A 12,184-nucleotide genomic window follows, 5' to 3' on the forward strand; every position below is an offset into this window, starting at 1 on the left:
TTTTTTATGTTTATCAAAATATAATAAAGAATCCTATGAAACGTTTAAAACCTGTTTGCGTACTATTATTTCTCATATTGTTTAGTGGTGCTGCATTAGCCAAACAGCCGATTGAATGTTTACTCAACGTGAAGGTTGTTGCGAGTCGGAAATACACTTCACCTCAAGCTAAATATACAAGTATAAAAAACGACGGTTATCCCATGTTATTGATTGGGATTCAGGTACTGGAGTCGCAAACAATACGAAGCTCTCAAAAGATCAAAGCACATCAATTATATTGTAAGACACTGATTGGTCAACAACGAGATGCTTATCTTTCGGGTTCCTACGATTCTAATAAGATTACAATCAAAATAGGTGATCACTTGAAACTAAGAAATATTCATTCTTCAGGTCAGGAATATCCATTTTGGCCAGATTTTTATTATGTTGAACCTTAAAACCAAGGCTATCCGATATAACCTTGGTCATTCATATATTAGAAACGACTATTCCATAACACTTTTGCTTTCTGCATCGCCTCTTCAAAACTAGCAACAACGCCCATGGTATATAGTGCAATTCCCATTGTTTCAGTTACTGCCATTTCTCCATATTCATGGTGCTGTTGACCTAACCATACTGCTTTAAAAGTTGCTAAATCTAACTCTTCTTCAATTGGACTACGTTCAGGCGTAAGTTTTGGCAACTCATGTTCATAAAGTTCGCCATTTTTAATACCACAAATGAGCGTTTTTGCATCTGGATTTCGCTCAAACTCACCACCTTCACCTTTAATGACAGCACTATTTTGATAGCCTAAGCGCAGTGCACTATGTTGATGTGAAGTTCTATAAGCTGGATGGAAGATAGCTTGTAAGGTAGCTTTAGCATTAAAAGGATTGATTAAGCGGGCTAAAGTATGAATTGGCGAGCGTAATCCCATCACATTTCTTAAAGAAATTAGTTCACTTAAAACTGGTGAAATCACATCTAAAGGTAAGTATGCGAAATTTTGCTCTGCTAGTTGTGTACGCACTTCTTGTTCAGAGTGACAAATTTGATAACCCAGATATTCTAAAACTTGCTCAGTATAGACGCGATTAAGCGTGTGACCTGATGCACCATGCATAACAATTTTATGGCCATGCTGTGCAAGTGTGAGGGCTGCTAACAAAAACCAAGGGTAATGTTTACGTTTACCCGCATAAGATGACCAGTCTAAATCGACTTCTAAGGGCTGAAAATTGAGTTGATCTCTAGTGGCTTGAACAAAACCAGCGAGTTCATCAATGGATTCTTCTTTAACACGAAGTAGCATTAAAAAAGCGCCTAACTGCACATCAAGCACTTCACCTTTTAAAATCATGCTAAATGCTTGATAAGCTTCTTCATAGCTTAAAGAGCGTGAACCACTTTTTCCCTTACCTAAAATACGGACATATTGAGCGAATGGGTGTTCAGCATCTTTATAGATATTACGTTTAGTATTCATCGTAGTTCAAAAACAATAAAAATGATGGGATGCAGGCAGCTCAAAATGAAATGTCCACAAGTGTTTAATCAATATGACATAAAAAAGTGTCGAAAAAATATCAAAAGTGTTTCTTATACTAAAGTCTTAGGGCTGCATGAGTGTTTTTTGCGCGTATTAGCTAAAAATTTAACCGAATCATTATTTAATTCGAGTACACTTTCTCGTGCTTTTTTGAGCACTCATATCATAATTTTCTGTGATTCTCCTATATCTTCAGCTTTTTATTGAAAAAGTAAGAGGTTATTTCTAACTACTCAAAGTGGTTAGAAACTTCAGGTATTCTCCTGTTTTAGAAAACAGCTTTTTTTGTTTTCATTGAGGTAGTAGGAAGGTTTTTTGTTTACAAAGAACCGTTTCCCTTTTGCGGTGTTCATGTGAAAGGTTAGGGCTGTGTATTCGTAAAGAATAGACGTTTCATTTTGGTATTTCCAACGGACTTGGAAATATAGATTGAAGTAAAGTTATGGCTAAAAAACCGATTTATAAATCACTTTATTTTCAGGTGATTATTGCGATTATTGCGGGTGTTTTGGTAGGACATTTTTCCCCAAGCACAACGCAAATTGTCAATGGTGTTGAACAGCATATCCCAGGTTTAGGTGAGAAACTCAAGCCATTAGGTGATGCCTTTATTCGTTTGATCAAGATGATCATCGCACCCGTTATTTTCTGTACAGTGGTGAGCGGTATCGCTGGCATGGAAAGCATGAAGTCAGTCGGAAAAACTGGCGGCGTCGCGTTGTTATATTTTGAAGTTGTTTCAACAATTGCACTTCTGATTGGCCTTGTTGTAATTAACATTGCTAAACCGGGTGTAGGGATGAATATTGACCCTACAACTCTAGATACCTCGGGCATTCAAAAGTACGTCAGTTCTGGTGAGTCACAATCTACCATTGATTTCTTAATGCACATCATTCCAGATACGGTTGTTGGCGCATTTGCAAATGGTGAAATCTTACAAGTCCTTCTTTTTGCAATTCTCTTTGGTTTTGCTTTACATAAGTTAGGTGATGCAGGACGTCCAGTTTTAAAATTTATTGACCAAGTTGCACATGTGTTCTTTAACATTGTGAACATGGTCATGAAACTGGCTCCGATTGGTGCATTTGGTGCAATGGCATTCACCATTGGTAAATATGGCGTTGGTTCACTCGTACAATTAGGGCAACTCATTCTCTGCTTCTATATTACGTGTCTACTCTTTATCTTCTTGATCTTGGGTACAATCAGCCGTGTTAGTGGATTCAGTATCCTCAAAATGATCCGCCTGATTCGTGAAGAGTTATTAATTGTACTTGGTACATCTTCTTCTGAATCTGTTTTGCCTCGTATGTTACGTAAACTCGAAATTGCAGGTTGTGAAAAGTCTGTAGTTGGTTTGGTTATTCCAACAGGTTATTCATTTAACCTAGATGGAACGTCAATTTATTTGACTATGGCAGCAATCTTTATTGCTCAGGCAACGAATACTCAGCTTGATATTCAACATCAGATCACTTTGTTATTAGTACTCTTAATCTCATCTAAAGGTGCGGCGGGTGTAACTGGCTCTGGCTTTATTGTTATGGCAGCAACTTTATCTGCTGTAGGACATATCCCAGTTGCAGGTTTGGCATTGATTTTAGGTATTGACCGTTTCATGTCAGAAGCACGTGCTTTAACTAACCTTGTTGGTAACTCTTTAGCGACGATTGTTGTTGCTAAATGGGTCGGTGCTTTAGATAAAGATAAGCTCAATGATGCTTTAAATAATCCAGATGAAGTCGACAGAAAAATGATGGAACCAAAAAGTCCTCAAGTCGCTGAAGGTCTAGATTAATTCAAATAAACCTATATAAAAAAGGAAGCTAAAGCTTCCTTTTTTATTGGCTGACTGAAAAGTACAGTTTTAATGAGCGAGTATGCCATGACAGTTGCTAAAAAAATGATTAGCATGCACAGCAATGAGATTCGATAAAACAATAAAGCTGAAGGAAAATATTATGTTGGCATACGATGCAGATTTAGAATTATTCCGTGATAATTTTAAACGTTTTATGAGTGAGCATATTGCGCCTCACTACGACCAATGGGAACGTGAAGGAATTATGCCTCGTTCAGTTTGGAATCAACTGGGCGAAAATGGCTATTTATGTGTGGATATTCCAGAAGAATATGGTGGTTATGGAGTTCCAACTTACTATTCATTAATGCTGGTTGAAGAGTCTGCACGTGCTGGTTTTTGTGCATTATCAACAGCGATTTCTTGTCACTCTGAAATTGCTGCACCATATATTTTACATATCGGGACAGAAGAGCAAAAACAATATTGGTTACCGAAAATGGTAACAGGTGAAGTTGTTGGTGCAATTGGTATGACTGAACCTGGAGCAGGCTCGGATTTACAATCAATGCGTACCAGTGCCATTTTGCAAGATGACCACTATTTATTAAATGGTTCAAAAACCTTTATTTCAAATGGACAACATGCTGATCTTGTTGTACTTGCAGTAAAAACTGATCCCCAAGCACGTGCAAAAGGTGTGTCATTATTATTAGCAGATACACATCTGGAAGGCTTTAAAAAAGGTACAAATCTCGACAAAATCGGCCTACATTCTCAAGATACATCTGAGTTGTTTTTTGACAATGTGAAAGTACCTAAAAACCAGTTACTTGGTCAAGCTGGGCAAGGTTTTGCTTATTTAATGCAAGAGTTACCTCGTGAACGTACTGCAATTGCATCTACTGCAATTGGAGCTATTCGCGGTGCGATTGATTTGGCAACAGCTTATGTAAAAGAGCGCCAAGCATTTGGTCAACCCATTTCACAGTTCCAAAATACTCGTTTTGTTTTAGCGCAAGCAAAAATTGATGAGCTTGCTACAGCGGCTTTTTATGAAAGAAACGTTGCCTTATATCAAGAAGGCAAACTAGATGTAGAAACAGCTGCGGCATTGAAAAGTTTCAGTAGTGATATGCAAATGAAGGTTGCAGACAACTTACTGCAACTTTTTGGTGGTTATGGTTATATGACTGAATATCCAATTTCACGTTTCTTTGTAGATGCCCGTATCCAACGTATTTACGGTGGTACAAATGAAATTATGAAAGAAATCGTAGCGCGTGGATTAATTGGCAAAGCCTAATTAAGCAGAGAAAAAACAGCCTGTCTTAGAACAGGCTGTTTTGTTTTTAACTATTTAGTCTTCTGTTGAATGACAGGATAGTCTTGTTGTTTCGGTAATTGCTGTAATGCATGATTTATCTTTCTTAAAAATTCATCTGCTTCATCTTGATGAAATGAATCTTCGGTGTATGCACTACGTTCTTGGATATTGATACTACAACCTCTTATTTTCATATTTTTAGGATTAAATGACCAGTCATTTGGATCCTTTAAAGTAATGTCTAAATCACTTTCACAGCTTTTCCATAGACGTAAAAAATCATTTGATAATTCTGCTTTAAATCCTCGTGCTGGATAGACCGAGAAGCCCTTCATTTCGGGATTAGAAAACTGTATAAACATGTCTACTGGCATACCGCCCCAAATGATTGCTGTATCTTCTGGTAAAGCGATGCCTGATAAATTTTTCTCTTTTAAAGCATGTGATTGCTCATATTTCTGTCTGAAATTTTGGGACTGATAGGTGAGCTTGGTTTGGGATGGGATTGGAATACCACGAACTTGATTACTGACAGTCGTTATATAGTACGGAGAATTATCAGTACCATTGCATCCTGCGATTAAGGGGCAACCGCCACAAGCCGTTAAACTAAAACTTGTAAGACCCAGTAAGCCTAAAACAATAATTTTATTCATTCTATTTTACTGTTGTTATGACATATTGGGTCAGTATAACCAATCTATGCATTAAGAGGTCTATCTTTAAGAACAACGAAATAATCATCTTTAAATGTAATTTTTTACTTGGCTGGCTGCTGTAATGGCCCATCAAATAAAGATTTACAGCTTTCTAGGTCTTTGCACGAAGCAAACATAAGGGCTTTAGGTAGACTCGCATACAAATTTGTAATGTGTTGCTCAGCAGGGTTATAAAAATGCCAATAAGTAAATTGATCTGAACGTTTATTTTCCAGAGCTTTGAAGAAATCTGTTTCGTTAAATTTATTATCAAGTTGAGTACGAGACCCGCCTTGCTCATGTGTACCGACCGTGGTTAAAAGCATCGGAGAGTTGCTTTGTTTTTGACTTTGCCAATGATTTAACTGTTGAAATAACATGCCTTGATCAAACCAAAGAGAAGGGCTTGCAGCAAAGTAACGCTGGAATGCATCTGGCTTTTGAAAAAAATGATAAAGAACCAACAAGCCTCCAAAAGAATGTCCATATAGACTCTGTTGTTGACTATTAACGGGAAACTGTTTTGCAATTTCTGGTTTGAGTTCATCATTTAAAAAATTGATGAATTTGTCAGCACCACCATATTTATATTTACCTTGGGCCTGAAATTCAGCGGAAGGTTTTGGTGTGTAATCATAAGCGCGTTTTTGCACATCAAAAGTTTTTTGCTGCGGATAGCCAACCGCTACAATCATGAGCGGGTCTAGGCCTAATTTTGCTGAACCTGCACCAATTGACTGGGCAATATTGGCAGCACTTGGGAATGTTGCATTGCCATCTAATATATAAAGTACTGGATAACCCTGTTGGGATGGGGCAACGGGTGGTTTATAAATTTGAATAAGATAATCATGGCCTGTATTTTTAGATTTAATTTGAAATTGTGCCTGATTATTTTGAAAAACGATTTTTGATTGATTTTGTGTAGAAGTTTGAGCCAAAACAGAGCCGCTTATTAATGAGCTTAAAAGAAAACAGCAAGGTAAAAAGAAAAATGATTTATGCATAATGGGGAATAATAAAATTTATTACACAAATGATAAATGAAAATCATTATCAAATAAAGCAATTCAAGGAATGTGCGTAAAAAGGTTAATGAAAAAAGCTCTTACAGCCATATTGCCTAACAAATCAAAGCAGACTATTGTTATACTCTCGTTTAAAAGATGATTTTACTGAGGCTGCATTCTAATGATCAACGATGATCAAAACAAAACGACTTCTCTTAGTTTAGAACAAATTCGCGAAGATATTGATAGCGTGGATCAACAGATTCAAGAATTATTAAATCGACGCGCAAGCCTTGCTGAAGCTGTTGCGAAAGCTAAATTTGCTTCCGAAGAGAATCCTTTGTTTTATCGTCCTGAACGTGAAGCGCAGGTGTTACGTAAAGTTATGGAGCGTAACCAAGGTCCTTTGTCTGATGTAACCATGGCGCGTTTGTTCCGTGAAATTATGTCTGCTTGCCTTGCTTTAGAGGCGCCGCAAAGTATTGCATTTTTAGGGCCTGAAGGTACTTTTACTCAATCTGCTGTGCTTAAGCATTTTGGTAAAGATGCAGTTGTACGCCCACTTCCAACGATTGATGAAGTCTTCCGTGAAGTGGAAGCAGGTAGTGCACATTACGGTGTAGTTCCAGTTGAGAACTCATCTGAAGGTGTTGTAAACCATACCTTAGATTGCTTTAAAACATCGAATTTAAATGTGATTGGTGAAGTTGAATTACGTATTCATCATCAATTTCTTGTTTCTGAAAATACACGTAAAGACAGTATTAAGCAGATTTATGCTCATCAGCAAACTTTGGCACAATGTCGCCAGTGGTTAGATGCACATTATCCTGGTGTTGAACGTGTTGCTTTAAACTCAAATGCAGAAGCTGCGCGCCGTATTCGCAACGAATGGCATTCTGCAGCGATCGCATCTGATATTGCAGCAGGCATGTATAACCTTGAAATCTTACATAGCAATATTGAAGATAATCCGGAAAACACCACTCGTTTCTTAGTGATTGGACGTGAAAAAATTCCACAAAGCGGTAATGATAAAACATCGTTATTGATTTCAGCACATGACCGTGCGGGCGCTTTATTAGAAATTTTAGCACCATTTGCAAAACATAATATTAGCTTAACAAGTATTGAGACTCGTCCAGCATTACCTGAAAAGTGGGCATACGTATTCTTTATCGATTTAGAAGGTCATATCGAACAAGAGAATGTTGCTGCTGCGATTAATGATATTCGCCCAATGGTGAAAGAGATTCGTATTTTAGGTTCTTATCCTGCCGCTGTTCTGTAATCACTTATGTTGGAATAATGACATGCATAAAGATAAGCATGTCATTATGCTTAAAAACAAATTGCTCAATGGTTTAAATAACTTTGAGCAAAAGCAAAGTTGAAGTTATGTCACAACCCCTATTTAAAAAAGTTGCATTTATTGGTTTAGGACTCATCGGGTCGAGTTTAGCTCGTGTTATTGTTGCAGAAAAGTTGGCGACAACTGTTGTTGCATCTACACGTTCACAGAAAACTTTAGAAGATGCAAAATCACTTGGCTTAATACAAGAGGGATTTTCTGATCCTGTTGAAGCCGTGAAAGGGGCAGATTTAGTCGTTTTAGCCTTGCCAGTACGTGCTACGCAAAAAGTGCTTGAGCAGATTAAACCTTATTTGTCAGAAACCACAATTGTAACTGATGTGGGAAGTACAAAAGGTAATGTCGTTGATGCAGCAAAAGCTGTATTTGGTGAAGATTTACCAGCAGGTTTTGTACCAGGGCATCCTATCGCGGGTAGCGAACACACTGGTGTTCATGCGGGTAAGATTGACCTATTTGCAAATCACAAAGTAATTTTAACGCCGTTACCGACAAGTGCAGAATGGGCAGTTGATAAACTGATTCAACTTTGGTCAGCTGCTAAAGCTGAAGTTATTTGTATGGATGTTGCTAAGCATGATGAAGTGCTGGCGCATACGAGTCATTTACCACATTTAATGGCATTTAATCTGGTCGAGCAACTTGCAAACCGTGAAGATAATTTTGATATTTTCCGTTATGCAGCGGGTGGTTTTCGTGATTTTTCGCGGATTGCGGCCAGTGATCCTCAAATGTGGCATGACATTTTCTTTGCCAATAAAACAGCGATATTAAATGCTGTAGATGGCTTCGAAAAGCAGCTTACTGTACTTAGAAAATTGATTGAAAACGAAGATTCTCATGCATTAATGGGTTTACTCGGCCATGCTCAAGCAGCACGTCAACATTTCAATCATATGTTAGCCAAAAAACCTTTAATGGAGAAAAATAAGGTGACACAGCAATTCAGTATCTTACCGGGAAATAAGACTTTTAAAGGTAAATTTACCGTACCGGGTGACAAATCTGTGTCACATCGCTCCATTATGTTTGGTGCTATTGCCGAAGGCACTACCCATGTCACTGGCTTCCTTGAAGGTGAAGATGCTTTGGCAACTTTGCAAGCTTTCCGTGATATGGGTGTAAGCATTGAAGGCCCTAAAAATGGTGAAGTCACCATTCACGGTGTAGGCATGCATGGTTTAAAAGCGCCAGCAAGTGCATTGTATATGGGTAACTCTGGTACAAGCATGCGTTTACTTTCAGGCATGTTATCAGCGCAAAAATTTGATTCTGTCATGACAGGTGACGCGTCACTTTCTAAACGTCCAATGGAGCGTATTGCTAAACCATTACGTTTAATGGGTGCGCAAATTCAGACCACGGGTGAGAAAGGTACACCACCTGTAAGCATTGCGGGTAGCCAGCAATTAAAAGGCATTCAATACGATTTACCTATGGCATCTGCTCAAGTGAAGTCTGGTATTTTACTTGCGGGCTTATGGGCTGAAGGTGAAATCTCTGTTACAGAACCAGAGCCAACTCGTGACCATACAGAGCGCATGCTTCGTGCATTTGGTTATGATGTTAAAACCGAAGGCAACAAGATTTCACTCGTTGGTGGTGGAAAATTAGTGGGGACTGACATTCAGGTTCCATCAGATATTTCATCAGCTGCTTTCTTTATGGTGGGTGCTGCAATTACTGAGGGTTCCGATGTTGTTCTGGAAGCTGTAGGTATTAACCCAACACGTACTGGCGTAATTGAAATTTTAAAACAGATGGGTGCTGATCTGACTGTTGAAAATGAACGTATTGCGGGTGGCGAACCTATTGCTGATATTCATATTAAAGGTTCGCACACACTTAAAGGCATTCATATGCCAGAAGACCAAGTGCCTTTGGCAATTGATGAATTCCCAGCTTTATTTATTGCAGCAGCTTGTGCCGAAGGCCAAACAGTACTGACTGGTGCGGCAGAACTTCGTGTGAAAGAGTCTGATCGCATTCAGGTCATGGCAGATGGCTTAAAAATTATGGGCATTGACTGCACGCCAACTGATGATGGCATCATTATCGAAGGTAAGGGTAAGGCTGGTGACTGGTCACCAATTTTTACAGGTGGTGAAGTTGAATCACACCATGACCACCGCATTGCCATGAGCTTTAGTATGGCAGGCCTTCGTAATTCTGGTCCGATTACGATTCAGGGTACTGAAACTGTGGCGACAAGTTTCCCAACTTTCACTGAGTTGGCGAATCGTGCAGGCTTAACGATCGAAGTTAGCCAATAACTTTTCACCTAACACATTTTATAATTGCTAACACAATAGCAACGGCAGCAGCGGGCTAAAGGCTTGGCTGCTGTTTGTTTATTGCTTATGCTAAGCGCAGATAATGATAAAAGTGTTAGGACAAAGGATGAAAAAATTACAATTTATTGCCAGTTGCCCAGAACATGGGGTGCTCGATCATCCGCCAAATGAATGCCATATCACTCAAGAATATGTAGCGGCTTTATTATTTAAACAATTGGGACATTATGGCTTTGATGCACAGCACATTGTGCATGAACATGAAAAAGTAGAAGTGAGTATTGATAATCATCTTTTACCCTTGTCGATTACTTGTCAGAAAACAGACCATGATGGGCATTTAATGTGTGAAATCTCTGCCAATCCTGATGAAGAGCAAGATTGGTTTGAGAAAATTGAAACACAAAGCATCATTCGTCAGCTTGCACAGGCAGTTGAAAATAGTTTGAAAGCCGATCAGAGTTTCTCAGCATTTGAGTGGAAAAACTAAAAAATACGCCTGTTAAGACTTATTTATGAAGTACGACTTTTTAGAAAAGTCGTACTGTCTCTTTAGATTAAAGATAAAAATACAAAATCTTTCCTGAAATTTCTACCTATCTTTAATGCATTGTGTATATTGAAATTATTAAGATATTTACATAATTAGAGTGTGGTTTTCATGACACAAGTTGATATTGCAGCGTTATCTCCTCAAGTTGTTTGGCAGCATTTTCAAACACTTTGTACTATTCCTCGTCCATCAAAGCATGAACAGCAACTTCGTGAGTTTTTACAAAACTGGGCGCAAAGTCGAAATCTAGAAACTTACGTAGATCAAGTTGGGAATTTAATTATCCGTAAGAATGCGACTGCGGGTAAAGAACATGTATCTGGCGTTATTCTTCAAGGCCATTTAGATATGGTCACACAAGCCAACACTGGCACAGTACATGACTTCTTTAAAGACCCAATTCGTCCAATTCTTGAAGATGGTTGGTTGATTGCCAAAGATACCACTTTAGGCGCTGATAATGGCATTGGGGTAGCCTTAGCTTTGGCAGTATTAGATTCAAATGATATTGCTCATGGGCCAATTGAAGTTCTTTTAACAGTTGATGAAGAAGCAGGGATGAGTGGTGCACGGCTTTTACAGGCAGGTGTGCTAAAAGGGAAATGGTTATTTAATATTGATACAGAAGAGTGGGGTGAGCTATATCTCGGATGTGCGGGCAGTATTGATATTGAAGTCGAGCAACCACTCACGTATGAACCAATTCCTGAAAATTTGACGGTTGTGAATATTCAGATTTCGGGCCTTAAAGGCGGTCATTCTGGTGTAGATATTCATTTAGGACGTGGCAATGCCAACGTTATTTTAGCTCGGTTTTTAAATCAGCATTTAGCAAAGCTTGGTGGACACCTTGTTGAATTTACAGGTGGTACAGCTCGTAATGCACTACCTCGAGAAGCCGTGGCAACCATTGCAATTTCGTCTAACCAATTACCCAAATTAGAAAAATTACTCTCTGAATATCAGGCAGAGTGGAAGCAACAGCTACAAGGTATTGATAACAATCTGCAATTAACTATTCAACCGAATAGCACTGAAGTAACCGAAGTCATTACTCAACAACAGCAAAAGGAATGGTTACAAGCTTTGGCAACAAGTCCGTATGGTGTTGCAAGTATGAGTCAAGCTTTACCAGACGTAGTTGAAACTTCAAATAACATTGGAGTGGTAAAACTAAATCGAGAGGGTGGAAAAGCTGTTTTAATGGTTCGCTCAATGGTAAATCAAAAAGCTCAAGATTTTGCAGAAAAAATTCAGGCACATTTTAGCCAATTTAATATCGTTTCTGCACTCACACCCTTAGTTTCGGGTTGGACACCAAATCCTGATTCCGCTGCTTTAAAGTGCTTACAACAAGCCTATCAAAAGGCATTTAACATTGAGCCAAGTCTTAAAGTGATTCATGCAGGCTTGGAGTGTGGGATTATTGCCGAGCATTATCCTGATTTACAGATGGTTTCGTTTGGCCCAGATATTCAAGGGGCTCATGCACCAGGCGAGCGAGTCAAAGTAGATACCGTAGAGAAATGCTGGAAGCTGTTGGTAACGGCTTTGGCATCTGTAGAGTAGTTTTTACAAATAAGAAG

The 12,184-nt window shown here is 38.7% G+C and carries 10 protein-coding genes; 7 read left to right on the top strand and 3 right to left on the bottom strand.

Annotated elements, in window-relative coordinates; genetic code table 11:
* The first annotated feature begins 35 nt into the window (after positions 1 to 35).
* Entirely contained in the window at positions 36 to 443 is a 408-nt protein-coding gene (locus F935_RS03060; protein ID WP_016137555.1) for a hypothetical protein, read from the top strand.
* Between the two features lie 38 nt (positions 444 to 481).
* Here the strand turns inward: F935_RS03060 and F935_RS03065 are convergent, their stop codons facing one another.
* Positions 482 to 1,477: a glycosyl transferase family protein gene (locus F935_RS03065; RefSeq protein ID WP_016137556.1), complete on the bottom strand. Its 996-nt coding sequence runs from the start codon at positions 1,475 to 1,477 to the stop codon at positions 482 to 484.
* 505 nt (positions 1,478 to 1,982) lie between these two features.
* Between F935_RS03065 and F935_RS03070 the strand changes: the two genes are divergently transcribed.
* Entirely contained in the window at positions 1,983 to 3,341 is a 1,359-nt protein-coding gene (locus tag F935_RS03070; RefSeq protein WP_016137558.1) for a dicarboxylate/amino acid:cation symporter, read from the top strand.
* Positions 3,342 to 3,504: 163 nt separating this feature from the next.
* A complete protein-coding gene (locus tag F935_RS03075) occupies positions 3,505 to 4,650 on the top strand; it encodes an acyl-CoA dehydrogenase family protein (protein ID WP_016137559.1) in 1,146 nt (381 codons plus the stop codon).
* 50 nt (positions 4,651 to 4,700) lie between these two features.
* On the opposite strand, the gene F935_RS03080 is transcribed toward F935_RS03075, so the two are convergent.
* Both F935_RS03080 and F935_RS03085 read right to left on the bottom strand, forming a co-directional pair.
* Positions 4,701 to 5,327 (bottom strand): hypothetical protein, encoded by a 627-nt coding sequence (locus F935_RS03080; protein WP_016137560.1) that lies wholly within the window; start codon positions 5,325 to 5,327, stop codon positions 4,701 to 4,703.
* A 104-nt stretch (positions 5,328 to 5,431) separates the two neighbouring features.
* The gene (locus F935_RS03085; RefSeq protein ID WP_016137561.1) at positions 5,432 to 6,376 is read right to left on the bottom strand and encodes an alpha/beta hydrolase; all 945 of its coding nucleotides are present in this window, start codon (positions 6,374 to 6,376) and stop codon (positions 5,432 to 5,434) included.
* Positions 6,377 to 6,560: 184 nt separating this feature from the next.
* Here F935_RS03085 and pheA point away from each other — a divergent pair, with 184 nt between their 5' ends.
* From pheA to F935_RS03105, 4 genes are all read left to right on the top strand, one after another.
* On the top strand, positions 6,561 to 7,670 hold the full coding sequence (pheA, locus tag F935_RS03090; RefSeq protein ID WP_003650703.1) for a prephenate dehydratase: 1,110 nt from the start codon (positions 6,561 to 6,563) through the stop codon (positions 7,668 to 7,670).
* Positions 7,671 to 7,777: 107 nt separating this feature from the next.
* Positions 7,778 to 10,024 carry a bifunctional prephenate dehydrogenase/3-phosphoshikimate 1-carboxyvinyltransferase gene (locus F935_RS03095; RefSeq protein WP_016137562.1) on the top strand — a complete coding sequence of 749 codons (2,247 nt, stop codon included), beginning with the start codon at positions 7,778 to 7,780 and terminating at the stop codon, positions 10,022 to 10,024.
* A 127-nt stretch (positions 10,025 to 10,151) separates the two neighbouring features.
* A complete protein-coding gene (locus F935_RS03100; protein ID WP_016137563.1) occupies positions 10,152 to 10,535 on the top strand; it encodes a hypothetical protein in 384 nt (127 codons plus the stop codon).
* Positions 10,536 to 10,706: 171 nt separating this feature from the next.
* Positions 10,707 to 12,167, top strand: a complete 1,461-nt coding sequence (locus F935_RS03105) for an aminoacyl-histidine dipeptidase (protein WP_016137564.1) — start codon at positions 10,707 to 10,709, stop codon at positions 12,165 to 12,167.
* Positions 12,168 to 12,184 lie beyond the last annotated feature (17 nt).

The organism is Acinetobacter calcoaceticus ANC 3811, from assembly GCF_000399665.1.
Classification (GTDB): Bacteria; Pseudomonadota; Gammaproteobacteria; order Pseudomonadales; family Moraxellaceae; genus Acinetobacter; species Acinetobacter calcoaceticus_B.

Bases quoted from the DNA above. Each gene is read 5' to 3' on its own strand.
- F935_RS03060 (WP_016137555.1), top strand. From the start codon at position 36: ATGAAACGTTTAAAACCTGTTTGCGTACTATTATTTCTCATATTGTTT.
- F935_RS03065 (WP_016137556.1), bottom strand. From the start codon at position 1,477: ATGAATACTAAACGTAATATCTATAAAGATGCTGAACACCCATTCGCT.
- F935_RS03070 (WP_016137558.1), top strand. From the start codon at position 1,983: ATGGCTAAAAAACCGATTTATAAATCACTTTATTTTCAGGTGATTATT.
- F935_RS03075 (WP_016137559.1), top strand. From the start codon at position 3,505: ATGTTGGCATACGATGCAGATTTAGAATTATTCCGTGATAATTTTAAA.
- F935_RS03080 (WP_016137560.1), bottom strand. From the start codon at position 5,327: ATGAATAAAATTATTGTTTTAGGCTTACTGGGTCTTACAAGTTTTAGT.
- F935_RS03085 (WP_016137561.1), bottom strand. From the start codon at position 6,376: ATGCATAAATCATTTTTCTTTTTACCTTGCTGTTTTCTTTTAAGCTCA.
- pheA (WP_003650703.1), top strand. From the start codon at position 6,561: ATGATCAACGATGATCAAAACAAAACGACTTCTCTTAGTTTAGAACAA.
- F935_RS03095 (WP_016137562.1), top strand. From the start codon at position 7,778: ATGTCACAACCCCTATTTAAAAAAGTTGCATTTATTGGTTTAGGACTC.
- F935_RS03100 (WP_016137563.1), top strand. From the start codon at position 10,152: ATGAAAAAATTACAATTTATTGCCAGTTGCCCAGAACATGGGGTGCTC.
- F935_RS03105 (WP_016137564.1), top strand. From the start codon at position 10,707: ATGACACAAGTTGATATTGCAGCGTTATCTCCTCAAGTTGTTTGGCAG.